Source organism: Allofournierella sp. (assembly GCF_048388525.1).
In the GTDB taxonomy this organism is placed as follows: domain Bacteria; phylum Bacillota; class Clostridia; order Oscillospirales; family Ruminococcaceae; genus BQOK01.
In genome coordinates, this window is sequence record NZ_DBGCTQ010000025.1 from 19,000 (window position 1) to 42,030 (window position 23,031).

22 protein-coding genes and 1 tRNA gene are annotated in these 23,031 nt (G+C 58.8%); 2 read left to right on the forward strand and 21 right to left on the reverse strand.

Annotation, left to right across the window (positions count from 1 at the left end; all coding sequences use genetic code 11):
• Positions 1 to 25 precede the first annotated feature (25 nt).
• From ACMLHZ_RS02130 to ACMLHZ_RS02180, 11 genes are all read right to left on the reverse strand, one after another.
• Positions 26 to 862, reverse strand: coding sequence for a carbohydrate ABC transporter permease (locus ACMLHZ_RS02130; protein WP_418666167.1), 837 nt, complete (start codon positions 860 to 862; stop codon positions 26 to 28).
• Positions 863 to 1,750, reverse strand: a complete 888-nt coding sequence (locus ACMLHZ_RS02135; protein WP_418666168.1) for a carbohydrate ABC transporter permease — start codon at positions 1,748 to 1,750, stop codon at positions 863 to 865.
• 108 nt (positions 1,751 to 1,858) lie between these two features.
• The gene (locus tag ACMLHZ_RS02140) at positions 1,859 to 3,274 is read right to left on the reverse strand and encodes an ABC transporter substrate-binding protein (protein ID WP_418666169.1); all 1,416 of its coding nucleotides are present in this window, start codon (positions 3,272 to 3,274) and stop codon (positions 1,859 to 1,861) included.
• Between the two features lie 316 nt (positions 3,275 to 3,590).
• On the reverse strand, positions 3,591 to 4,493 hold the full coding sequence (locus ACMLHZ_RS02145) for a helix-turn-helix domain-containing protein (protein WP_418666170.1): 903 nt from the start codon (positions 4,491 to 4,493) through the stop codon (positions 3,591 to 3,593).
• Positions 4,494 to 4,684: 191 nt separating this feature from the next.
• A tRNA-Ala gene (locus ACMLHZ_RS02150) sits at positions 4,685 to 4,760 on the reverse strand.
• A 201-nt stretch (positions 4,761 to 4,961) separates the two neighbouring features.
• On the reverse strand, positions 4,962 to 6,404 hold the full coding sequence (locus ACMLHZ_RS02155; RefSeq protein ID WP_418666171.1) for an aminopeptidase: 1,443 nt from the start codon (positions 6,402 to 6,404) through the stop codon (positions 4,962 to 4,964).
• Positions 6,405 to 6,407: 3 nt separating this feature from the next.
• On the reverse strand, positions 6,408 to 7,001 hold the full coding sequence (locus ACMLHZ_RS02160; RefSeq protein WP_418666172.1) for a lytic transglycosylase domain-containing protein: 594 nt from the start codon (positions 6,999 to 7,001) through the stop codon (positions 6,408 to 6,410).
• A complete protein-coding gene (gene coaE, locus ACMLHZ_RS02165) occupies positions 7,002 to 7,601 on the reverse strand; it encodes a dephospho-CoA kinase (protein ID WP_418666173.1) in 600 nt (199 codons plus the stop codon).
• Positions 7,598 to 8,617: an L-threonylcarbamoyladenylate synthase gene (locus tag ACMLHZ_RS02170; RefSeq protein ID WP_418666174.1), complete on the reverse strand. Its 1,020-nt coding sequence runs from the start codon at positions 8,615 to 8,617 to the stop codon at positions 7,598 to 7,600. Before ACMLHZ_RS02170 ends, coaE begins: the two co-directional genes overlap by 4 nt.
• A gap of 6 nt (positions 8,618 to 8,623) precedes the next feature.
• Positions 8,624 to 9,700, reverse strand: a complete 1,077-nt coding sequence (prfA, locus tag ACMLHZ_RS02175; protein WP_418666175.1) for a peptide chain release factor 1 — start codon at positions 9,698 to 9,700, stop codon at positions 8,624 to 8,626.
• A 48-nt stretch (positions 9,701 to 9,748) separates the two neighbouring features.
• Positions 9,749 to 9,937 (reverse strand): DUF951 domain-containing protein, encoded by a 189-nt coding sequence (locus tag ACMLHZ_RS02180; RefSeq protein WP_177561797.1) that lies wholly within the window; start codon positions 9,935 to 9,937, stop codon positions 9,749 to 9,751.
• A 155-nt stretch (positions 9,938 to 10,092) separates the two neighbouring features.
• Between ACMLHZ_RS02180 and ACMLHZ_RS02185 the strand changes: the two genes are divergently transcribed.
• The gene (locus ACMLHZ_RS02185) at positions 10,093 to 11,016 is read left to right on the forward strand and encodes a S1 RNA-binding domain-containing protein (RefSeq protein WP_418666176.1); all 924 of its coding nucleotides are present in this window, start codon (positions 10,093 to 10,095) and stop codon (positions 11,014 to 11,016) included.
• A 61-nt stretch (positions 11,017 to 11,077) separates the two neighbouring features.
• A complete protein-coding gene (locus ACMLHZ_RS02190) occupies positions 11,078 to 11,635 on the forward strand; it encodes a DUF4364 family protein (RefSeq protein WP_418666177.1) in 558 nt (185 codons plus the stop codon).
• A gap of 45 nt (positions 11,636 to 11,680) precedes the next feature.
• On the opposite strand, the gene ACMLHZ_RS02195 is transcribed toward ACMLHZ_RS02190, so the two are convergent.
• The 10 genes from ACMLHZ_RS02195 to rlmN all read right to left on the reverse strand — a co-directional run bounded on the left by ACMLHZ_RS02195 (position 11,681) and on the right by rlmN (position 22,998).
• The gene (locus ACMLHZ_RS02195; protein WP_418666178.1) at positions 11,681 to 12,274 is read right to left on the reverse strand and encodes a sugar transferase; all 594 of its coding nucleotides are present in this window, start codon (positions 12,272 to 12,274) and stop codon (positions 11,681 to 11,683) included.
• Positions 12,275 to 12,277: 3 nt separating this feature from the next.
• Complete coding sequence (locus ACMLHZ_RS02200) at positions 12,278 to 14,158, reverse strand: polysaccharide biosynthesis protein (RefSeq protein ID WP_418666179.1); 1,881 nt, start codon at positions 14,156 to 14,158, stop codon at positions 12,278 to 12,280.
• A 232-nt stretch (positions 14,159 to 14,390) separates the two neighbouring features.
• The gene (spoIVA, locus tag ACMLHZ_RS02205; protein ID WP_418666180.1) at positions 14,391 to 15,866 is read right to left on the reverse strand and encodes a stage IV sporulation protein A; all 1,476 of its coding nucleotides are present in this window, start codon (positions 15,864 to 15,866) and stop codon (positions 14,391 to 14,393) included.
• Positions 15,867 to 15,881: 15 nt separating this feature from the next.
• Positions 15,882 to 17,399 (reverse strand): DUF3794 and LysM peptidoglycan-binding domain-containing protein, encoded by a 1,518-nt coding sequence (locus tag ACMLHZ_RS02210; protein WP_418666181.1) that lies wholly within the window; start codon positions 17,397 to 17,399, stop codon positions 15,882 to 15,884.
• A 150-nt stretch (positions 17,400 to 17,549) separates the two neighbouring features.
• Positions 17,550 to 17,630: a stage V sporulation protein SpoVM gene (gene spoVM / locus ACMLHZ_RS02215; protein WP_418455043.1), complete on the reverse strand. Its 81-nt coding sequence runs from the start codon at positions 17,628 to 17,630 to the stop codon at positions 17,550 to 17,552.
• 36 nt (positions 17,631 to 17,666) lie between these two features.
• A complete protein-coding gene (locus ACMLHZ_RS02220; RefSeq protein WP_418666182.1) occupies positions 17,667 to 18,326 on the reverse strand; it encodes a thiamine diphosphokinase in 660 nt (219 codons plus the stop codon).
• A gap of 74 nt (positions 18,327 to 18,400) precedes the next feature.
• On the reverse strand, positions 18,401 to 19,276 hold the full coding sequence (rsgA, locus tag ACMLHZ_RS02225; protein WP_418666183.1) for a ribosome small subunit-dependent GTPase A: 876 nt from the start codon (positions 19,274 to 19,276) through the stop codon (positions 18,401 to 18,403).
• Between the two features lie 47 nt (positions 19,277 to 19,323).
• Positions 19,324 to 21,216 (reverse strand): Stk1 family PASTA domain-containing Ser/Thr kinase, encoded by a 1,893-nt coding sequence (gene pknB, locus ACMLHZ_RS02230; protein WP_418666184.1) that lies wholly within the window; start codon positions 21,214 to 21,216, stop codon positions 19,324 to 19,326.
• A 1-nt stretch (position 21,217) separates the two neighbouring features.
• Positions 21,218 to 21,958 carry a Stp1/IreP family PP2C-type Ser/Thr phosphatase gene (locus tag ACMLHZ_RS02235; protein ID WP_418666185.1) on the reverse strand — a complete coding sequence of 247 codons (741 nt, stop codon included), beginning with the start codon at positions 21,956 to 21,958 and terminating at the stop codon, positions 21,218 to 21,220.
• Positions 21,955 to 22,998 carry a 23S rRNA (adenine(2503)-C(2))-methyltransferase RlmN gene (gene rlmN, locus ACMLHZ_RS02240; RefSeq protein WP_418666186.1) on the reverse strand — a complete coding sequence of 348 codons (1,044 nt, stop codon included), beginning with the start codon at positions 22,996 to 22,998 and terminating at the stop codon, positions 21,955 to 21,957. Before rlmN ends, ACMLHZ_RS02235 begins: the two co-directional genes overlap by 4 nt.
• Between the last annotated feature and the right edge of the window lie 33 nt (positions 22,999 to 23,031).

Below are 23,031 nucleotides of genomic sequence, written 5' to 3' on the forward strand. Positions count from 1 at the left end.
TTCGTCCTTTCGCTGTGAAAAAATGCTATTCCTTTACACCGCCCAGAGCGATCCCCTGAATAAACGAGCGCTGAAAAAGCAGATAGACTGCCACTACAGGCAGCACCGAGATAGTGATCCCGGCAAACATCGGCCCATAATTTGCCACAAACTGCCCTTGCGTCATTGCAAGGCCGATGGGCAGTGTATACTTTTCAGGGCTGCTCAGCATCAAATACGGCCAAAGATAGTTGTCCCACTCCCACAAAAAGGTCATAATGGCGAGCGCGCCAATGCCGTTGGTCATAAGCGGCAATGCAATGCGATGGAAAATGCGCAGCTCGCCCGCACCGTCCAGCCGGGCGGCTTCCAGCAGAGAATCGGAGATGGAAAAAGAAAACTGCCGCATTAAAAACACGCCATACGCCGAAGTAAGCCCCGAATAAAGAATCGAAATATCTTTATCCAGCCAATTCAGCCAAACCATCATCTGATAGTTCGGGATCAGGGTGGCGGGCCAGGGCACCATCATAGTGGCCAGGATCATCAAAAAGACAGCCTGCCTGCCCCGAAACTGAAACTTTGCCAGTACGTACCCCACAATGCACGAAACATATAGCACGATCGCACTCTTGAGCACCGCATAATAGATACTGTTTTTAAAAAATGTGCCAAAATTATATTTTTGTAAGACCACCTTGAAATTCTCGATGTTCGTGATGTCATTCGGGAAAAATGTGGGTGGGATCCGCGTGATCTCTGCTGTGGTTTTCAGGCTGCTGAGCAGCATCCATATAAAGGGAAACAGCATAAACCCCGCCACCAGCAATAAAATTGCATGGATAAAAACTTGTGTCCAAGGGATCTTTTTCGTTCGCATCATTTAAATCTCCTCCCCCTTGCGCCCCAGGCGTATCTGGATCATGGAGAGCACAAAAATAATCAGAAACAGTACAAAGGATACCGCCGATGCCGAGCCAAAATTATAATAAGTAAACGCCTGATCGAAGATATAAAAAGCGATCGTTTGAGTCGACGTGCCCGGGCCGCCCTCGGTCATAAACTTGATGGGGGTGTAGATCTGCATATAGTCGATCAGCTTGGTGATCAGCAAAATCGTCATGGTATTGCGCAGAAGGGGCAATGTAATGGCAAAAAACTGCCGCGGTTTGGAGCAGCCGTCAATGGCCGCGCTTTCATAAATGCCACCGTCAATGTTGTTCATGCCTGCCAGGATCAATACCAATGCATATCCCACATCCTTCCAAGCCTCCACGACCATAAGCATCACGACCGCCAAGTGCGAGTTCTGCAGCCAGGGCACTTTGGAAAGACCAAGATCCATCAGCAGGGCATTGAGCAGGCCGTTATCATAATTAAAAATGAACCGCCACAGCATCGAGGTCGCCACCGCCGAACTGATCACCGGCAAAAAGTAGACGCCCCGATAAAAAGCCACGCCTTTTTTTGTGTTTTGCAGAAAAGCTGCCAGCAGCAAACCAAAGCTTACGGTAAGCAGCAGACTGCCGGCGGTGAATACCACCGTGATCACACAAGCATGCCAAAACTCCGGTCGCTGCAAAATGCTGACATAATTGGCCAAGCCCACAAACGTAAATAGATCCCGAAAGGGATTCCAGGTAAACAAGCTGGTGAACAGTCCATAAAAAATCGGGAAATATACAAATACGCCATAAACCAGCACCACAATGGTCATGGTCCACAAAATCAGCCCTTTTCGGCCTGGTTGAATCATCTGTTTCTTTTTCAAAACAATGCCTCCGCTTCTTGTGGGGTATCGCGGCGTTTTCCCAGCGCCGGTTTTAAAAAAAGGGCAGAATGGCAAAACCACACCATTCTGCCCTGTCCGGTCAGTTTTTTATTGCGCTAATTCGCTGTAATATTTATATTGATTTTCCTTCGCGGTGTAATTCATCTGGTTTAGCCTCATGTTCTCCATGATGTTTGCCTGGGTCGCAGGAATCACTTCTTGGGGGTCCTTTTTATTGATAAAGATGTCGCTGCCGGCTGCGCGCAATGCGGTATTGCGTGCGGCATTGCCGGGAATGGCCCCCAAATACACATGTCGGTCGGCCACCTCGGCGGCCACACGCAGGTTCTCATATTCAGCTACCCGCGGATCGCTGGCCAGCTGCACATTACTGGGCATAAGGCCCAGGCGGATCGCCAAATCACAATATACGGTCTGTTCGCACAGGAAATATTTGAGGAAATCGAATGCCACGGCGCGCTTTTGCTCATCCGCAGAACTCACGCCCAACGACCATTCATAGTCTTTCAGGCCATAGGCAGGAGCAGGCTGCCCATCCTGAGTGGGGCACAAAAAATATCCCCAATCCAGTTCCGGATAAGTTTCGTCAAAATAGCCGCCCACCCAGTTCCAATTCGACATCATTGCCGCCTGCCCATGGCCGAACTGATCTTCACAGTCGCCGTCACCATACATCATAAATCCATACTCATCTTTAAATTTGCGCAAAAGTTCAATGTTTTCATAGGTTTTAGGCGCGTCGAGATTCCAGGTAAACTGATCTTCCTTCACCAGGGCCTGGCCGCTCATATAATTCATATTTACTAAAAACACTTGAAAGGCATGGTCAATGGAAAATCCATATTGGGTCACATTGCCCTTGGCGTCCTTTTTGGTGAGTGCCTGCCCCACGCGGATAAAATCATCCCAGGTTTTAGGAATATCCGCCTCCGTGAGACCCGCCTCGGCCCACATGGCCTTGTTGTAATAAATGCCGCTGGAAAAGGTGGAGCCAAGCGGTATGGAGTAAAGCCCCCCGTCCTCCATAATCAAATCCTCTGCATCCGGAAAATCGGCAAACAGATCTTCCCGGGGGAATATGTCTTCCGGCAAGCTATGGGAATAAATTGCCAGTTCTTTAATGTGGCCGTAATGCGAGCGATAAAGGTCAGGGCCATTTCCCGCGCTCAAGGCCAAGGGCAGCTTGGTCCAATAATCATCCCAGGGCTGGGAAACCACCTGTATGGAAATATTGGGGTGTATCTCCATATATTTTTCAGCAATGGAGCTGTAATACCCTTCTGTCTCGGGCTCAGCCCAGACCAGCAGATCCAATTTTTCGCCGTTGTTGACAGGGGCGTTCACATCGTACTGCAAGGTGTTTCCAATATATTCAGGCTGTGTGCTTTGGTTGGGCGCGGCGCTTGCGGGCGCAGTGCCCGAGGGCGCGGTGCTTCCTGAAGCGCCGCATGCCGAAAGCAGCAGCATTGTGCTGATTGCCAGCGCCATCAATCTTCTTTTCATATCGTATCCTCTCCTTTTTTGTGTTAAGATCGCCCTGTGTGGTCACGCAGCTCACGTTACCACAAAACCGCTGACGAAAGATTTATGCTATTTGAAACAGGCCTGTTGTTCCAATTGTGCAGCAAAAGCATTTTCAGCCTTTTACGTTCGATTTGCTTTCCCGGCGCTCTTTCTTCGCCATAAAACTGTTTATTTCGACAATCAAACTGTACCATATCCGACCGTGCTTTGTAAAACACAAAAACCCAAATTAATTGCACAAAACAGATTTTCCATAAAAAGGAGCGGCCGTACCCAAAGGCGCCGGCCGCTCCTTTTATTCCTCTACCAATTCCAGCAAGCTTTGCCGGAGAACATTGGGAGGCTTTCCTTCGTATTTTTTGACCACGTTGCAAAAATAATTGACACTGTTGAACCCCACCATTTCGGCAATATCTCCCAAATCCAAATCCGCCTCCATCATCAGGCGCTTTGCCTTGCCCACCCGATAACGGTTGAGATACTCCACGGGCTTCATACCTGTTTCCTCTTTAAACCTTTTGCTTGCATACTCACAGTGCAGCCCGGTTTCTTCGCAGATCTGCCGCACTGTGATAGGCTTGTAATAGTTCGCTGCCACAAAACGTTTCATTTGCCCCGCCACTTTTCGGCCGCCTGCATTTCCGGGCTGAGCTGCACAGGTCTGATTGAACACCTCTTCCAGCAGCTGTAAGAATGCTGCCTTGGCCGCCAGCTGCCAAAAATGATCATGCTTAAGATATGCCTTGTAAATAGTTCGGAATAAATATTCCACCTGATCCCGGTTTTCAATGGCCAGGCATTCCGGCAGACAATATCCGTTTTGAAACACAGGGTTTTCGCGGATATGCTTCTCATGCTCCAGTGGCAGGCCAAACAATTTCATATATTCTTCCGGTTCATTATACAGCTTGAACAGCCACTTGCGATCAGGGTAAAACAAAAAATCACAATGGAACCAGTATAGCTCGCTCTCTTCGTCCTCCACCCAAAAAAGATGGGGTACATTGGGGGGTATTACCACCAAGACACCCTTTTTCACAAAGTAGGTCCGGTCCCCCAAGACCATGTGTGCGGAACCCAGGAAGCAGTATAAAAACTGATGATCATAAATTCGCCGGGGCGTATTTCTCCAGGAATCCTGATGTTGAAGCCCGGCTTCACGAATATAAGGGCATATTTCATCAAAAGAACGCTCCATGCAACTCCCTCTCTCTTATTTTTATTCTTCTGAGAATGAAACATTTGCTTTTTTTCTGTTTTTTGAACAATACCATAAATCCAGTCTTCCTTCAAGGGACTGCCGCCCTTTTTTCATCAAACGATTTTCTGAACTATACTGCACACAAAAAGGAAGAGCCTTGTTTATAAAAACAAGGCTCTTCCTTTTTGTGGTGGAGATGAGGGGGATCGAACCCCTTACCTCTTGAATGCCATTCAAGCGCTCTCCCAAGTGAGCTACACCCCCACGGGCCGCGCCAATCTTCTCGGCTGCCCTGCTATTATAGCAAACCTTCTTTTCTCTGTCAATCCCTTTTTTCACTTTTGAAAAGCCGCCGCGCAGAAGGCAGCGCACCTGCCTGCCGCCTTCGGTTCGGGCAGCGCCCGGGCCGGAAACCCATGTGGGATTCCCGGCCCGGATGCCTCCCGCCTTTTCCGGCTGCGTTTTTCAGGTTTTTGCCTCGTTAAACGCCTTGAACGCCCGGTAGGCCATGTAAATGTCCAGCTTGCTGGCCAGCTCAAAGGGCGAGTGCATGCTGAGCACCGGCACACCCACGTCCAGGGTGTCGATGTCGTGGCTGGCCACATATTTGGCAACGGTGCCGCCGCCGCCCTGGTCCACCTTTCCCATCTCGCCCATCTGCCACACAACGCCCGCTGCGTCGAACAGGCGGGTGAAATAACTCACCAGCTCCGCCGAAGCGTCGCTGGCGCTGCCCTTGCCCCGCGCGCCGGTATATTTTGCAATGGCCACGCCCTTGCCCGCGTAAGTACTGTTCTGGGGGTCGAACACGCTGGCAAAGGTGGGGTCGTATGCGGCGGTCACATCTGCCGAAAGGCATTTCGAGTGCTGGAAGCAGGCGATATCGTCCGCCCCCTGGGCCGCGCACAGCTGCTGCAAAAAGTGGAATACATACATGCTGGCAAGGCCGGTCACCCCGTCCGAGCCGATCTCCTCTTTATCCGTAAGCACGCACATTGTGGTAAAAGCCGGGGCCTTTGCCTCGATCTCGGCCATCAGCGCGGGATATGCGTCAATCCGGTCATCCTGGCCGTAGGCGCCGATCAGCCCCCGGTCAAAGCCCACGTCCCGGGCGTTCTGGGCCGGCACGGCCTCGATTTCGGCCCGCTGGAAGTCCCGCTCGGTGATGCCGTATTTCTGGTGCAGCAGCTGCATGGTGAGCAGTTTGACCCGGTTTTTAAGCTCCTTTTCCTCATAGGGCAGGCTGCCCACCACAATGTTCAGCTCTTCCGCCTTAACGCCCTCGGCCAGCTTGCGGTCGTTCTGCTCGGCGCCGAGATGTGGCAAAAGGTCGGTGATGCAGAACACCGGGTCGCCGGGCTCCTCGCCCACGCAGATCTCCACCCGCGTGCCGTCCTTTTTATAGGCGACGCCGTGCAGCGCCAGCGGGATCGTGGGCCACTGATACTTGCGCACACCGCCGTAATAATGGGTCTTCAGCAGCGCCAGATCGGCGCTCTCGTACAGGGGGTTCGGCTTCAGGTCCAGCCGGGGCGAGTCGATGTGGGCAATGTTCAGGTGCGCGCCCTCGGCCAGGGGTTTTGCGCCGACGGTCGCCGCCAGCACGCACTTTTCCCGGTTGATCCGATATACCTTGTCGCCCGGTTCCAGCGCCATGCCCGGCGCAAAGGCCCGGTACCCGGCCTTTTGCAGCAGCTCTGCGGCATAAGCCGTCACCTCGCGCTCGGTCTTGCCCTTATCCAAAAAGGCCTTGTAGCCCTCGCAGAACTCCGCAGCCCGCTCCCCCAGGCTTTGCCCGCCCAACGCGTTCATCTGCTCCAGCAGGCCGGCCGCGCTGTCCGCCGCCAATTCCGGCTCGTACAGCAGTTCCCGGGCCAGCTGCTGGCCCTGTGTCTTTTCTTTTTCCATGCTTTATCCCTCGTTTTCTGTTGTTTGATACAGCGTTTGATATTTTTGGTAGTTGCGGTTGATCTTGCGCACATACAGGCCCATCTGCTCGTAGGGGAAGGTGTGCAGCACCTTGCCGTCGGCCGAATACGCCTCGTTTGCCAGCAGTTTATCCACGGTACCCCAGCCGCTGCGATAGGCGGCCGCGGCCGTTGAAACATCGTTTTGATACCGGGCCATGCAGGCCGCGAAATAATAAGCGCCGAACCGGATGTTCACGGCGGGGTCATACAGATCGTCAAAGGTCAGCTCCTCGGCGGGGGCCAGCTTTGATTTGATCCAGGAAAAAGTTTCTTCCGTGATCTGCATCAGGCCGCGCGCGCCCACGCCGGACCTTGCCGCGGCGTCAAACCCGCTTTCGGTGCGGATCACGGTGTAAACCAAAAGCGGGTCCAGCCCGTTCTCTGCGGCGTACCGGTCCACAGCTTCGCTGTATTTCTGCGGGTAGCGGGCCAGGTCCAACCTGTGCAGGCCCACCCGCAGCACCCAGATCCCCGCCGCGGCCAGAAGGGCCAGCAGCAGCAGCCAAACCACCCATCTGCGTTTCTTTTTTGCCACCTATGCACCGCCTTTCAAGTGTTCCAGCACGGCCGCCGCGCGCAAAAGCAGCGCGGCCTGGCCGCTGTCGTTCCGTATCTCCTCGTTTGCGGCCGCCCGCAGCCGCTCCTCGGGCAGCTGGGCCGCCAGGCGGGCCCGGGCCTCCTCCACCGTCAAGTCGTCCCGCTCCCGGATGCGGCGCACACAGTCCGCCTCCGGGGCGCTCACCAGCACAATGGCGTCGCAATGGCGCTCAAAAGGCGCCCCCACGATCACCGCGCCGTCCGCAAAAAACAGATCCGCGCCGCCCTGCCGCGCCTGCTGCGCCATTTCCAGCAGCCGCCGCACGATCTCCGGGTGGGTGATCTCCACCAGGGCCCGGGTGTGCCCGGGGTCGGCATACGCCCGGTGTGCCAAAAGCGGGCGGCGCACCCTGCCCTGCTCATCCAGAATGTCTGCCCCGAAACGCCGCACCAGGGCGGGCAGGCAGGCCGAGCCGGGCTCCAGCACCCGCCGGGCCACCTGGTCCGCGTCCGCCACCGGGTACCCCTGGCTGCGGTAAAAGGCCGCCACCGTGCTTTTTCCGCTGCCTGAGCGGCCGGTCAGGCCGATGATCCTCATGCCTCCACCACCCTGAACGCCGCGGCGCGCAGCAGCCTGTTATACACCGCCAGCGCCACGCCGGTGGCGGCGGGGCAGCGGGCAAACACCCGCTTCGCGCCCCTTTCGTCCAGCTGGCGCAGGGCTGTGAACAGGTGCTTTGCCTGGTCTGCGCCATTCTGGGCTGCGCCGTATTCCACACTGGGCACGGGCAGCGCCCCGCTTTCGCCCGCAAAACACAGGCAAAAAGTCCCCGGCTCTGCGTGCTGCTGCACATAGCGGCAATAGGCCTGGAACCCCCCTTTTACAATGGTCACCTCGGCCTTGGGGGCATAGTGCTTATACTTCATGCCGGGGGAGCGCGCGGTTTCGCCCTCTTTCAGTTTTTCCAAAATCGCGCCGGATAGCAGCACCTTTTCCCGCAAAACCTCCTGCAGCTGCTCCTGTGTGATATAGCCCGGCCGCAGCAGCATCGCCTGGGGCCCCGCCAGGCTCACCACGGTGGACTCCACCCCCACCTGGCACTCACCCCCATCCAAAATCAGGGGCAGGCGGCCCCGCATGTCCTCCATCACATAGTGGGCTGTCGTGGGGCTGGGGCTGCCGGACAAATTGGCCGAGGGTGCGGCCAGGGGCAGGCCGCAGGCCGTGATCACCGCCCGTGCCACCGGGTGGCTCGGCATGCGCACCGCCACGGTATCCAGCCCGGCGCACACCTCGGCTGCCACCCTTGGCCCCCGGGGCAGAATCATAGTGAGCGGACCGGGCCAAAAGGCCTCTGCCAGCTTTTTTGCGCGCTCCGGCACGCAGCCCACCAGCCCCTCCAGCATTTCCAGCCGGTCGATGTGCACGATGAGGGGGTTATCCTGGGGGCGGCCCTTGGCCTCGAATATTTTTTTCACCGCCGCGCCGTCCAGCGCGCTGGCGGCAATTCCATATACCGTTTCGGTGGGGATGGCAACAATGCCGCCCCCTTTCAGCAGTTCAGCGGCCAGCGCCACCGCCGGCCCGTCCGCCTGTTGCAGTTTTGTTTCCATCCCGTTTCAGTTCCCTTCTGCCGCTTTGAGCTTTTCCGCCTGATCCGCGGTGATCAGGGCGTCCAGCACCTCGTCCAGCGCGCCGTCCAACACGCTGTCCAGCTTATAAAGGGTCAGGCCGATGCGGTGGTCGGTCAGCCGCCCTTGCGGGAAGTTATAGGTGCGGATGCGCTCCGACCGGTCGCCCGTGCCCACTTGGCTGCGGCGATCCGCGTCGATGGCGCTTTTCTGTGCCTGCTGCTTTTGGGCCAGCAGCCGGCTGCGAAGCACCTTTAACGCCTTATCCTTGTTTTTGTATTGGCTGCGCTCGTCCTGGCATTCCACCACCATACCCGTGGGCAGGTGGGTCACCCGGATCGCGCTGGAAGTCTTGTTGATGTGCTGCCCGCCCGCCCCGGAAGATCGAAAGGTATCGATCTTAAGCTCATTCGGGTCTAATTCCAGATCCACCTCCTTGGCCTCGGGCATCACCGCCACCGTGACAGTGGAGGTGTGAATGCGCCCCTGCGTTTCGGTTTCGGGCACGCGCTGCACCCGGTGCACCCCGCTCTCGAATTTCAGGCGGCTGTAAGCCCCCTCACCCTGCACTGAAAAGCTTATTTCCTTTACACCGCCCAGTTCGGTCTCGTTCAGGTTCAATTCCTCGCACCGCCAGCCGCGGCCAGCTGCATACATGCCGTACATCCGGTACAGGCTGCGCGCGAAAAGAGCCGCCTCCTCGCCCCCGGCCCCGGCCCGGATCTCCACAATCACGTTTTTGCCGTCGTTCTCGTCCCGGGGCAGAAGAAGAAGCCGGAGCTGTTGAGTCAGCGACTCCAGCTTTCCTTTGCTTTCCGTCAGTTCCGCCTGCACCATCTCTTTAAAATCCGTCTCGAGGCCGCCCTCCTCCAAAAGGGCTTTCGCCTCGGCGCAGGCGCGCTCAGCGGCGTCGTATTCCCCCAGCACCTGCACAATGGGCTCCAGGTTCTTGTATTCCCGCGCCAAGTCCCGGTAGCGGGCCTGGTCACCCAGCACCGCGGGATCCTGCAAAAGCAGGCTCACTTCTTCGTAACGGCGGCCTACCTGCCGCAATGATTCCAGCATGGCTTTTCCCCTTTTCTGTAACTTTTAAGCACAAATAAAAAAGGGTTGCTAGCTCTCGCCCTCCCGCAGAATCTTTTTAATGTTTTTTTCGATCTTTGCCCGGGGCAGCATTACCTCGCGGCCGCAGCCGGTGCAGCGGATCTTAAAATCCATACCCACCCGCAGCACGTCAAACAGGTTCGCCCCGCAGGGGTGCGGCTTTTTTACCAGTATTTTGTCGCCCACGCGCACATCCATTCCAACACCCGCCTTTCAAAGCTTTTTGGCTTTTCTATTATATACTATCTGGCTCTTTTTGCAAATATCCCGGCCCGCCCGCGCATATATTTTTTAAAAAACAGCGGGTCAGTGCGCCCACTGCACCAGTATTGAATGAAATGAGGATGAAAATCATGGTGGAATACAAGCCCGAAGGGCAGGGCCGCTGTGCCGCGGACCTGAGCGAAGAGGAATTGCGGGCCGCCGCAGCCAGCGGTGCTATTTTGGAAAGCACAGCGCTCGCCTTTGACCATGACCACCGGCTGCGGTTCGAGCTGTGCGGCCGCACCGCTTACATGCCCTATGAGGAATGTGCCGACGGCGCGGGAACAAGCGCCGTGCGGGACATCGCCATTCTGACCCGGGTAGGCCGCCCCACCTGCTTTGTGATCGAACAAATGCCCCTGGACGCAGGCGGTGCCTTTTTGCTCTCCCGCAGAAAAGCGCAGCAAGCCTGCAAAGTTGAATACCTTGACACTCTTTCCCCCGGCGACATCATCCCCTGCTGTGTGACCCATCTGGAAAACTTCGGCGCTTTCTGCGACGTGGGCTGCGGCATCAGCGCGCTGCTGCCCATCGACTGCCTTTCCGTTTCCCGCATCCAGACCCCGGCGGACCGGGTTGCGGTGGGCGAAGCGATTTTCTGCGCCGTAAAAAGCCGCGACGCGCAGGGAAGGCTCGTGCTCAGCCTCAAAGAGCTGCTGGGCACCTGGCAGCAGAACGCAGAGCTGTTCCGGGTGGGCGAGACCGTGGTAGGGTTGGTGCGCAGCATCGAGACCTACGGCGTTTTTATTGAGATCGCGCCCAACCTCGCAGGCCTTGCCGAGAGCTGCGAGGGCCTGCGGGTGGGCCAGCCGGTGAGCGTGTATATCAAAAATATCCTGCCGGAAAAAATGAAGGTGAAGCTGGTGATCGTGAACCGGGACCTGGGCGGTCCCCTGCACTTTGAGCCGCGCTACTTTATCCGCGAAGGGCATTTGGACCGGTGGGTCTATTCCACCGCGGGCAGCTCAAAATACATAGAAACCGACTTTTCGGCCCTGCCCAGCCCCTTGTAAATCCGGGGCGTTGCACGTATAATAAGTAGGAAGTATCTTACAGCGAAAGGATGTGCGGCCCTTGGCTTCGAATGCATTCACCAGCGGCGTAAAGCCGGGTGGGCTTACCTCCAGCTCCGAGGTTCGGATGCTGCTTTGCTATCTGATCAAGACCGCCGCGCCCCTGACCCGCCAGGAAATCGAGCAGGCCCTGCTCAGCGAACAGCTGGTAAATTACTTTGAGCTGGCCTCCAACCTGAGCGATCTGGAAGCGCAGGGCCTGGCAACGGTCAGCGAGGGGGGCGTTTACAGCATCACCCCCAAGGGCGCGGCTGTGACCGACGAGCTGGGGTTTGACCTGCTGCCCCGCAGCGTGCGTGAAACCGCGGTGCGCGCCGCCCTGCGTGCCCAGCAGTGGGTGCGCAAATCGGCCCAGCACAAAGCCGAGATCGAAAAGGCCGGCGAGGGGTATACCGTACATTGTTCCATCCGCGAACTGGGCAAGCCTGTGTTCTCCATGGATCTGTCGCTGCCCGATCCCTTTACCGCCGAAATGGTAAAGACCGCTTTTGTGGAAAAGGGCGACGCGCTGTACGCGCTGGTGCTGAACGCGCTGACCGAATGCTCCGGCAAAGACTGAACCTGCAAAAACCACCGGCAGCCACAGGCTGACGGTGGTTTTCTTTTATTCTTTCTGCCTGCCCTCCACCACGCCGTCGTGGTGCAGCACACTGCCGATGGTCCTGAAAAAAATCTTCACATCCAGCCAAAAGCTCAAATTCTGGGCATAATAGCCGTCCAGCCGGGCCTTTTCCGGGATGGGCAGCTCGTCGCGCCCGTGCACCTGGGCATAGCCGGTAAGGCCCGGCACACAGCCGTTCGCGCCGTACTTATCCCGCTCGGCCACAAGGTCGTCCTGGTTCCAAAGCGCGGGGCGGGGCCCCACAACGCTCATTTCCCCCTTCAGGATGTTGAACAGCTGGGGCAGCTCATCCAGGCTGGTCCTGCGCAAAAAGCGCCCGGCCGGGGTGATGAACGCCTCCGGGTTTTCCAACAGATGGGTGGGCATATCCTTGGGCGTATCGCTGCGCATGCTGCGGAATTTATAGATTTGAAAGTACGTTTTGCCCCTGCCCACCCGCTTTTGCTTGAACAGCACCGGCCCGGGAGAGGAGCATTTTACCCACACCGCCAGCGCCGCCAGCACCGGCGACAGCAGGATCGTGCCCAGCAGCGAAAGCAGAAAATCGATCAGACGCTTGAAAAAACGCCGGTACATCCCTCACATCTCCCCCGCTCTGGATTCGTCGCGCCGGTGGTGAAAGGTCGGCACCATGTCCACCAGGGCCTGCACCAGGTTGTCGCTGTTGTTGGTGTAAGCGATCTGCTTCAAGGTCATCAGGTGGTCAAAGAAGGTCTGGTTGTTCAGCTTCAGCGGCGCGCCGATGTAAATTTTCCGGTTGGCGGTCTTCTGAAGGCCTTCCTCGTCCATCAAAAGCTCTTCGAACAGCTTTTCGCCCGGGCGCAGGCCGGTAAACACGATCTGGATATCCTTGTAAGGGATAAAGCCCGAGAGCTTGATCAGGTTTTCCGCCAGGTCCAGAATGCGCATGGGCTTGCCCATATCCAGCACAAAGATCTCCCCGCCGGTGGCCATGGCGCCCGCTTCCAGCACCAGGCTCACCGCCTCGGAAATGGTCATGAAATAGCGCACGATGTCCGGGTGGGTCACCGTGACCGGGCCCCCGCAGGCGATCTGATCCTTGAACAGGGGGATCACCGACCCGTTGGACCCCAGCACATTGCCAAAGCGCACGGCCGCAAACCGGGTCTTGCTTTTTTGCGCCATGGCCTGCACGATCATCTCGCACACCCGCTTGGTGGCCCCCATCACGTTGGTGGGGTTCACCGCCTTGTCGGTCGAGATCAGCACAAACCGCTCGGCGCCGTATTTGTCGGCCGCAACGGCTGTGTTGTAAGTGCCGAACACATTGTTCTTCACGGCCTCCTCGGGGCTGTCCTCCATCAGGGGCACATGCTTGTGCGCCGCCGCGTGGAACACCAGCTGCGGGCGGTAGGCCTCGAACAGGGCGTCCATCTTTTTGGAATCCCGCACCGAGGCGATCAGCACCTCCAGCTGGAATTCCGAGCCGTATTTGCGGCGCAGCTCCTGCTGGATCGCGTAAGCGCTGTTCTCGTAAATATCCACAATGATCAGCATTTCCGGCCTGCACGAGGCGATCTGCCTGCACAGCTCCGAGCCGATGGACCCGCCGCCGCCCGTCACCATCACCCGCCTGCCCCCAACGAACTGGGTGATGGTGCTGGAAAGCTGCACTTCGTCCCGCCCCAAAAGGTCCTCCACCTTCACGTCGCGGATGCGGCTCGCCAGGTCCTTGCCGTCGGTGATCATCTTCACGATGTCCGGCAGGATCTTCACATTGCACTTGGTGCGGTTGCAGATCGACAGCACACGGCGCTTGTTCTCCTCGTCCATGGTGGGGATTGCCAGCAGCACCGTTTCGATCTCGCAGCGCTCCACCAGTTCGGGAATGTCCTCGGTGGTGCCCATGATCTGGATGCCCATGATGTAGCGGCCCTGTTTTTCAGGCGCGTCGTCCACACAGCAGATGATATTCATCTCGGGGCTGGGGCTTTTAAACTGCTCGTGCAGCAGGGTGCTGGCCGCATCGCCCGCGCCGATCAGCAGGGTGCGCCGCGCCAGCTTTTTGCCCTGCTGGCCCAGCTTCACATTGCGGTACATGCGGTAGGTCAGGCGGGAATACAGGGTGAGCGACACCGCAAACAGCGCGCTCAAAAAATACACCGACCTCGGCACCCGCACATCCGTGAAAATGAAAAGCGAGGTAACGGCAAACAACGCCACCGCGATCACCGAGGCCACGCACAGGCGGAAAAACTCCACGATCTCGGCATAGCGCCACAGGCTGTCGTACATACCCATCAGCCCATACACGATCTCAAAGCAGCACACGAACAAAAAGCAGCTGGCAGCCAAAAGGCTGGCATACTGCTGGTAGCTGGCGCGCCCCGCAATGAGCACCCAGGGCACAAGATACGAGGCCGTGATGACCACAATGTCGAACAAGATCAAAATCTGTTTGCGGAACCTGCGCACAAGCTCCGTGAGAGATTTCTTCAAACTTTATCACCAGTTCTTTTTTATTCTGCAGCCGCCGGCCGCGCCTGCGGAGCCCCGAGACCCGCCCCGCCCAAGAATTCTTTTACCAATTTGTTATTATTTTACACCATTTTGCCCAAATAAGCAATCATCCCTTTTGTATTTTCGCCTGATATTCCATTATCAATCCAACACCGCATATAAAAGCCGCCGCGCTTTCACAACGCGGCGGCTTTTCAAAAAGGGTGGAACCTCACAGGATAATGCAGATCAGGCCGGAGCAGCCCTCGTTGATGACCCGCTCCAGGGTTTCCTGCAGGCGGGCGCGGGCTTCCTGGGGCATGTGCAGCAGCTTGTTCTGCAGCCCTTCGTTCACCAGCTCATGCAGGCTCTTGCCAAAAATGTTCGACTCCCAAATGCGGATGGGATCCTGCTCGAAGTCCTGCAAAAGGCTCATGACCAATTCTTCCGATTGGCGCTCGGAACCCACAATGGGCGAGATCTCGGTGTTGATGGTCGCCTTGAGCAGATGGATGGAGGGGGCGCTGGCCTTCAGCCGCACGCCGTAGCGCCCGCCCTGGCGCACGATCTCCGGCTCCTCCAGATGCAGCTCGTTGATGGTGGGCATCACAATGCCGTAACCTGTGGCCTCCACCTGCTCAATGGCGCTGCGGATCTTCTCGTATTCGCGCTTTGCCTTGGCCAGGCTGATGATGCAGGGCATCAGGCTGGCCTCGTCGCAGATCTCCAGGCCCGTGGTTTCGCCCAGCACCTGATAAAAAATATCCGGCTGCAGGCTCAGTTCCAGGGTCACCTGGCCGGTGGCCAGCTGCATGGAGCGAATCTTGGACTCCTTCAGATATTCGCATTGGATGGGCTGGTCCCGCTGCACCACATCCTTCATTTGGCCAATGGAGGCCGCAAAATCCTGTGCGGCGCTGTACACGGCAGTCTGCAGCCAGTGGTCTGGTTCCAGCATGGTGATCCACTTAGGCATTGCAAAGGCAATTTCCTTTACATCAAACTCATACAGCACACTCTGCAGAATGCGGTCAATGGCCGCGCTGTCCAGGTCCACACAGCTGATGGGCAGCACCGTGTGGCCGTATTGCGCCTCCATCTGGGCTGCCAGCTCCCGGCTGGCGGTGCTTTGGGGCTCCACGCAGTTCAGCAGGATCACAAAGGGCTTGTTGATGTCCTCCAGTTCCGCCACCACCCGTTCCTCGGCGGCCTGGTACTTTTCCCGGGGAATGTCGCTGATGGAGCCGTCGGTGGTGATTACCAGGCCGATGGTGGAATGATCCCGGATCACCTTCTGCGTGCCGGTCTCGGCGGCCAGGTCAAAGGGGATCTCCTCCTCGTACCAGGGGCTCTTCACCATGCGGGGCTTATCGTTCTCTTCATGGCCCATGGCGCCGTCCACCATGTAGCCCACACAGTCGATCAGGCGCGCTTTAAAGCTGCCGCCGCCCTCCAGTTCCACCGTCACGGCGGTCTCGGGAATAAACTTTGGCTCGGTGGTCATAATGGTGCGCCCAGCCGCCGATTGGGGCAGCTCATCCCGCGCGCGGGTCCTGACCGCCTGGCTGGAAAGCTGGGGAAGGATCATCTCCTCCATAAACTTTTTTACAAAGGTGCTCTTGCCGGTGCGCACCGGCCCCACCACGCCAATGTAAATATCGCCCCCGGTGCGGGCCGCGATGTCCTTATAAACGTTTGCTGTTTCCATGCTCTGTCCCCCCTCTCAAACCGTCATGGGAACCAGCAGCCGGGCGCCGACCCCCAGCTCCAGGTCTTCCAGATGGTTCAGCTTCATCATGGCCGCGGGCGACACATGGTAGAACTTTGCAATGTCGAACACGTTTTCCCCTGCTGCGGCGTAATAGATGCGCAGGGCCACGTCCGGCTCGCCCACTTCCAGCGCCTCGTCGCAGGTCACGCTGTCCACGATGGTCTCTTTTATGCGGCGGAATAAAAGCCCCCGCACCCGGATGTTCACCTGGGCGGTCATGTCCATGCCGTTCTTCTGTGTGTTCACCGCCGTCACGCCGGGCCAGCACTCAAACCGGTACTGCTCGGCGGTTCCCGGGTAGACCCCCGGCAGGCTGTACTCAAACGCCTTGTCGTAACAGTCGATCTCGCCCAAAGAGTTCATGCACAGCACATGGGCACTGGCGCGCCCGCCCAGGGTGAGCCCGCCCTCTGCCTGCCCCCATTCCAGGGGGTGCAGGCTCACAAAGCAGCCGATGATCTCGGCATTCTCATCCGGCAAAGCGCCTGCCACGTCGGCCTCCACCGTTTTGTCCAGCTGCTCCTGCAGCTGCTCGGCGTTCACTGTCTTGTAGGTCACGTCCGCTTTATACTGGGTCGAAAAAGCGTCGCCCACCACATAGCATTCCACCGGGCGGTACACCCGCAGATGCAGGATCGCCGTAACCGTGAGCGTGTTGCCCGCCTCCTGTCCGGCGGTGGCCATCATGGTACAGCCCACCATTTCCACCTCGGCAAAGCACACGCCGTCGTCCGGCACGCCGTCCAGATCGATGATCTGGTTAAAAGGCACGTCCTTGGCCGCGCCCTCCAACCGGTAGCCGGGCTGGCTGCGGTAGGTCAGCTCCACCTTTATCTTTCCCTTGATCACCGCCTTGCCCGAGATCATCTTGATCTCCTCTACCTGCCCCACGCCGCTGATATCCAAAATTGCCTGGGGCTGGCTGGGCAGGGTCAGCTCTTCCTCTGCGGTCATGAGCTTATCCAGGTTGGCCACGCTCTTGACCCCGGTGACCGGTAGCATTTTTTGCTCTACCCCGCAGTCGGCCAGCGCGGTGATGATCTCCTGGTCGCTCTGTGCCGTGACCAGCGCGCTGAGCGCATAGGCGCCCCGCACATCCACCCGGCGCTGGTTCACCGCCCGGCAGTTGAGGTATTCCACCTCGCCGCTCACCTGCGCGGTGTAGCCCTGGTAATTGCTCTCCGGCAGATCCATTGCCCGGGTGAACGGGATCTTTTGCTCGGTCTGGCACAGGCTCTGGTCTTCTTCTGCCTGATAGTACACCACACACCGCAAATAGCCCTCCACCGTGAGGCGGCCCGCCGTGATTTGTTTTTGCAGGGTGACCAGGTACACAAAGCACTTCACGATCTTAAAGACTTGCGGCAGATAGTCCGGGATCAATATTTCCGTCTCGATGGGCAGCTCCGCCTTGGTCTCGCACAGGCTTGCCATCGTGGACAGGGTGTCCCTAAACACCTTCAGTTCCATTGTTTCGCCCCTTTCGCGTGTTTCTACCCCATCTATATTCGCGGCGAACAGGCAGTATGCCGCAAAATGGGGACAAAGAAACCCCGGGGCCCGGCACAAAGCTGCCGGGCTCCAGGGCGCTCGTTTGGGGCGGCCGCCAGGGCGGCGCCTTCACTCCTCTTTTTTGATCTTGAAAATGGCCCTCAAAAGGCCAGCCAGACATTTCGGGCTCTTAACAACGACGACTTGCACGGAATATCCCCTCTTTTCTGTGGTGTGGATATCCCATTATATCCCGCCGGGCCCGTTTTTGTGCGCAGGACCTTCTTTTGGGGTCTCTACCAGCAATAAACTGCCTTTTTGCACTGAAATCTCAGCGCCGCCCGGCAGCGTTTCGTTGCTTACCCCCAAGGGAAAATCCGCCGTCAGGCGCGCGTTTTGCAGCGGGTACTTGGCTCCTCTTTCCCATACGCCCTCGGCTGCTCCCTCCAGCGGAAAGATGGAAAAGTACCAGCCCGGCCTGTGTGCCAACCGCGCCGGCGCGCCGGGCAGCACATACGAAAACCGGCTTTCCCCCTGCAGCAGCTCCACCTGCGCGCCCTGCTTTGCCAGCCAAAGGCCTGTGGCAAGGTTCGCAAGGCCGTGCTCCGGCCGCCGCCCCCCCAGGGCACCCAGCAAAAGGAACTGCCGGAACCCCTTTTCCCAGCCTGTTCGGGCCGCGTAATGGGTATCGGTGTCGTCTTTTTCCGCGGGCAGCGCCATCACCGCCCCGCCCAAGGGGCGGGGCGCGCTGTCAAAGTCGCCCAAAATCAGGTCCGGCTCAAGCCCAAGCTCCCGGGCGGCAAGGTACCCCGCGTCGCAGGCGATCAGGTAATCTCCCGGGCGCATTTTGTTTTTCGCCGCCGGCCCCACCGGCCCCGCGCTCAGGATCACACACCGCCGTTCCACCGCACTCATCCCCTTTTGTTTTACCTTTCCGGCACACAGGCGGGCGGGGCGCTTTGCCCCGCCCGCCTGTGTGTTCAGTGTACTTCCCAGTCCTTAATGTCCTTTACCTCGTCGTACATGGCGGCATAGCTGGCGTAGCGGCTGGGTGAAAGCTCCCCCGCCTCCAGCGCCTCCAGCACCGCGCATCCCTTTTCGCCCCGGTGGGCGCAGCCTGTAAACCGGCATTTGCCCAGGTACGGCCCAAACTCCGGGAACGCATACTGCAGGTTTTCCTTGGGAATGTAGCAGGCCCGGCCGGTATCCAGGCTGGCAAAGCCAGGCGTGTCGGCCACAAGGCCGCCGAAGGCCTCAAACAGCTCCACCTCGCGGGTGGTGTGGCGGCCCCGGCCCAGCTTTTGGCTGATGGCCCCCGTCTGCTGCGCCAGCTCGGGCAGCAGCGCGTTCAGCAGGGTGCTTTTGCCCACCCCGGAATTGCCGCAAAAAGCTGCCAGCCTTCCCCGGACCCAGCCCTTCACCTGCTCCAGGCCCTCCCCCGTGGCATAGTCCGCCACAATTACCGGCAGGGCCGAACGCTCATAGGCGGCCAGCAGCTCCTTTGCGCTGGCAAGGTCCGCCTTGGTGAACACCAGCACCGGCTGCGCGCCCTTGTCTGCCGCAATGGCGGTGAGCTTATCCAGCACCAGGGTGCTGGGCACGGGCTGGGTGGTGCTGGCAACCACAAACAGCACATCCAGGTTTGCAATGGGCGGCCGCACAAACACATTTTTGCGCGGGGCGATCTGTGCGATCACATTTCCGCCCGCGTCGCACTCCACCGTTACCCGGTCCCCCGCCACAGGGGTGATGCGCCGCTTGCGGAAGATTCCTTTCGCCTTGCATTCCAAAAGGCCCTGGGCAGTCTGCACGTAGTAAAAGCCGCCGATTCCTTTTTTGATATATCCTTCTGGCATGGGTGCTCCCATTCTGTCGCGTTATGGTCTTGTTTTACCCGCCCCGCTCACCCGGGGACCGGGGTCCCGTCATTGCCTTGCGGCACATCGGTGGGTTCGGGGGGAGCGACGCTTGGCTCCGGCGTAGGTGTGGGCACCGGTGTGGGGGCCTGGGTCGGCTCCGGCGTGGGCTCCGGCTCGGGTTCCTCTGTGGGCTCCGGCGTGGGCGCCGGCCCGATCGACACCACCACGTTTACCTTGGTGTTCAGCCGCACCGTGGTGCCCGGCTCCCTGCTCTGGGAAATAATGCGCCCGGCCTCTATGCTGTCGCTGTAGTCTTCAGTCTGGGTGCCCAGCGTCAGGTTCACCCTGGTCAGCTCCTGCATCGCCTCTTCCAGGGTCAGGCCCTGCAGCATGGGCACCGTGCGGTCGGTGTCCACGTCCTTGCGGCTCACATACACCGACACCGTGCTCCCGCTGGCGATCTCCATCCCGGCCTCGGGTTCGGTGCTGATGACCGTGCCCACCGGCACGTTCTCATCCACCTTGTCCATCCGACGCACCGAGAAACCCTGTTCCTTCAGCTTCTCTTCCGCGTCTGCGATGCGCCACTGGGTCACGTCAGGCACCTGCACATACAGGGTGCCAAGGCTCACCTTGATTACCACCTTCTGCCCTTCCTTTACGGTCCGGGGTCCCCGGGGAGACTGGTAAAAAATCGTGCCCTTCTCGTACTTTTCGTTCCACTCCTCCTCGGCCTTGAAGGTCAGCTGGCTGCCGTATTCTGCCTTTACTTGCTCCCAGCTTTTTCCGGTAAAGTCCGGCAGCTCCACGTCCGCCTTGTTGCTGAACAAAGGGTTGGTGGAATTGGCAAAGATCATATAGCACAGAATCACCGAGCCCAGCGCAAAGGCCGTTGCCATGCCCGCAAGGATGGGCAGCACCCCCACCCGCTTTTTGCGGGGCGCGGGGCGCTTGCCGTTTTGCCCATTTGCCGGGCGTTGGCCGCTTTTATTTGGCTGCGCCGGCCGCCGGGGGCCATTCTGCCCGTTTTTCGTTTGCCGTACCACCTTGTCGATCACCCTTTCCGGGGCGTCCCCGGTCATATACTCATATTCAAATCGGATGCTGGGATCCTTTTTGAACGCTTCCAGATCGTTCAGCATTGCCCTTGCGCTGGGGTAGCGGGCCGCAGGGTCCTTTGCCATGGCCCGGGCGGTAATGTCCTGCAGGGCTTTGGGCACCTCCGGCGCCACTTCGCCCAACGGCACAGCCTTGTCCGAGATCTGCTTGATCGCCACCGACACCGCTGTATCGCTCTCAAAGGGCAGCTTGCCCGAAAGCATTTCATACAGCATGATGCCGGTGGAATAGATATCCGCCTTTGCGTCGGTCACATCGCCCTTTGCCTGCTCCGGGCTGATATAGTGCACCGACCCAATGGCCTTCTCGCTGGCCGCCTGGCTCTCCGCGCGGGAAAACCGCGCAATGCCGAAGTCCATGATCTTGACCCGGCCGTCCGCCACCAGCATGATGTTCTGGGGCTTGATGTCCCGGTGCACCACCCCTTTTTGGTGCGCGTGGTCCAATGCATCCAGGATCTGCTGGGCAAAATGCACCACCTCTTTCCAGGTGAGGGGGCCGCCCCGCTGGGTCATGTACTCTTTAAGGGTAATGCCGTCGATGTATTCCATCACGATGTATTGCAGTTTGTCGGTGACCGACACGTCATACACCTTTACGATGGCGGGATGATCCAGAATGCAGATCGCCTTGGATTCATTTTTAAACCGCCGCACCAGCTCGGCGTCCTGCGCGAACTCCTCGCGCAGGATCTTTACCGCCACGGTGCTGTTGTTTTTCAGGTCGGCCGCCTTGTAAACGTTGGCCATACCGCCCACGCCCACCAGCTCCTGCAGCAGGTAGCGGCCGTCCAGCTTTTTGCCGATCAGTTGATCCATCTCATTCCTCCGTGGGTTCCACCCCAATAACCAGGGCAGTCACATTGTCCTGGCTGCCCGCCTGCAGCGCCTGCTCGATCAGCTTGCGCGGCGTGATAAAAAACGGGGTGTGCCCCAGAATTTGTTCCAGCTCCCCATCCGGCACCGCGCCGGACAGGCCGTCGCTGCAAAGCAGCAGGATATCCCCCTGCTGCACTGCCGCAAAGGTATAATCGCCCTCCACCTCCGGTTCCACGCCCAGCGCCTTGGTGATCAGGTTCTTGCGGGGGTGGCGCTCGGCCTGCTGGCTTGTGAGCTGTCCGCTCTCCACCATCTGCTGCACCATGGAATGGTCCTTGGTAAGCCTTGCGAACTGCCCCGGGCGGTATAAATAGGCCCGGGAGTCGCCCACATGGGCAATGTGGGCCGTGCCGTCCCGCACAAGCGCGCACACGGCCGTGGTGCCCATGCCCCTGTTTGCCGGGTTCTTGAGCGACTCCTCATACACCGCCTTATTGGCCTTTTGCAGGCACTTCAGCAAAAACAGCCGTTCCTGCCCCTGTGCAAGTTTGGGCAGGGCGGCGGTAAAACAATCCTCCAGCGCGTCGGTGGCCACCTGGCTTGCCAGCTGCCCCGCAGCCGCGCCGCCCATTCCGTCGCACACCACTGCCCAGACCGTGTCGTCCGGCAGGCGGGCGGCGCGGTAATTATCCTGATTCTCTCTGCGGCAGTTGCCGATGTCGGTCTTGCCAGCCAGTTTCATGTAGCTGCCTCCTTTGCCGCCTCTTCCCGCCGCAGCTGGCCGCAGGCGGCGCTGATATCGCTGCCCAGGCGGCGGCGCACAGTGGCGTTCACCCCCAGGTCTGTAAGCCATTGCTGAAAGCGCTTTACGTTTTCGGCGTCGGTGGCCGAATAGGGGCTGCCGTCCACCGGGTTGATGGGGATCAGGTTCACATGCGCCCCCATGCCCCGCACAAGCTGGGCCAGTTCAAGGGCCGTACCGCGGCTGTCGTTCACGCCCCGCACCATGGAATATTCAAAGCTCACCCTCCGGCCAGTGGTCTTCTGGTAGCGCCTGCAGGCCGCGATCACCTGTTCCACGGGGTAGGCGTCGTTTACCGGCATCATGCCGCTGCGCATCGCGTTGTTCGGCGCATGCAGCGATACCGAGAGGGTGAGCTGCAGCTTTTCCTGTGCCAGCCGGTCGATCTGCGGCACAATGCCGCAGGTGGAAAGGCTGATGTTGCGCATGCCGATGTTCAGCCCTTCCGGGTGGGAGATCAGTTTTAAAAAGGCCATCACGTTGTCAAAGTTATCCAGCGGCTCGCCGATCCCCATCAGCACAATGTGCGAGATCCGCCCGCCGATATCCCGCTGGGCGGCATACACCTGGGCCGCGATCTCTCCGGCTTCCAGATTGCGCGCCCGGCCCGCTTGGGTCGAGGCGCAAAAGCGGCAGCCCATGCGGCAGCCCACCTGGGTGGACACGCAGATCGTGTTGCCGTAGTGGTAGCGCATCACCACCGCCTCGATGCAGTTTCCATCGAACAGGCGCAGCAGGTATTTCACCGTGCCGTCCTTTGCTTGCTGCCGCCGCTGGATCGCAGGCGCCGCCACGTACCAATCCTCCGCCAGCGCCGCCAGCAGCGCTTTGGGCTGGTCGGTCATTGCCGAAAAGTCCGCAGCCAGCTTTTGGTGCAGCCAGTGGAAGATCTGCTTTGCCCGAAACGCCGGCTGCCCCAGCTCCTTCATCAGGGCGGCCAGCTGTTCCAGCGTAAGGGAAGAAATGCACTTCTTGCTCATTGTATCACAATCTCTCCGTGGTTGCCATCAAAA

Bases quoted from the DNA above. Each gene is read 5' to 3' on its own strand.
- ACMLHZ_RS02130 (WP_418666167.1), bottom strand. From the start codon at position 862: ATGATGCGAACGAAAAAGATCCCTTGGACACAAGTTTTTATCCATGCA.
- ACMLHZ_RS02140 (WP_418666169.1), bottom strand. From the start codon at position 3,274: ATGAAAAGAAGATTGATGGCGCTGGCAATCAGCACAATGCTGCTGCTT.
- ACMLHZ_RS02145 (WP_418666170.1), bottom strand. From the start codon at position 4,493: ATGGAGCGTTCTTTTGATGAAATATGCCCTTATATTCGTGAAGCCGGG.
- ACMLHZ_RS02155 (WP_418666171.1), bottom strand. From the start codon at position 6,404: ATGGAAAAAGAAAAGACACAGGGCCAGCAGCTGGCCCGGGAACTGCTG.
- coaE (WP_418666173.1), bottom strand. From the start codon at position 7,601: ATGAGGATCATCGGCCTGACCGGCCGCTCAGGCAGCGGAAAAAGCACG.
- ACMLHZ_RS02170 (WP_418666174.1), bottom strand. From the start codon at position 8,617: ATGGAAACAAAACTGCAACAGGCGGACGGGCCGGCGGTGGCGCTGGCC.
- prfA (WP_418666175.1), bottom strand. From the start codon at position 9,700: ATGCTGGAATCATTGCGGCAGGTAGGCCGCCGTTACGAAGAAGTGAGC.
- ACMLHZ_RS02180 (WP_177561797.1), bottom strand. From the start codon at position 9,937: ATGGATGTGCGCGTGGGCGACAAAATACTGGTAAAAAAGCCGCACCCC.
- ACMLHZ_RS02185 (WP_418666176.1), top strand. From the start codon at position 10,093: ATGGTGGAATACAAGCCCGAAGGGCAGGGCCGCTGTGCCGCGGACCTG.
- ACMLHZ_RS02195 (WP_418666178.1), bottom strand. From the start codon at position 12,274: ATGTACCGGCGTTTTTTCAAGCGTCTGATCGATTTTCTGCTTTCGCTG.
- spoIVA (WP_418666180.1), bottom strand. From the start codon at position 15,866: ATGGAAACAGCAAACGTTTATAAGGACATCGCGGCCCGCACCGGGGGC.
- ACMLHZ_RS02210 (WP_418666181.1), bottom strand. From the start codon at position 17,399: ATGGAACTGAAGGTGTTTAGGGACACCCTGTCCACGATGGCAAGCCTG.
- rsgA (WP_418666183.1), bottom strand. From the start codon at position 19,276: ATGCCAGAAGGATATATCAAAAAAGGAATCGGCGGCTTTTACTACGTG.
- pknB (WP_418666184.1), bottom strand. From the start codon at position 21,216: ATGGATCAACTGATCGGCAAAAAGCTGGACGGCCGCTACCTGCTGCAG.
- ACMLHZ_RS02235 (WP_418666185.1), bottom strand. From the start codon at position 21,958: ATGAAACTGGCTGGCAAGACCGACATCGGCAACTGCCGCAGAGAGAAT.
- rlmN (WP_418666186.1), bottom strand. From the start codon at position 22,998: ATGAGCAAGAAGTGCATTTCTTCCCTTACGCTGGAACAGCTGGCCGCC.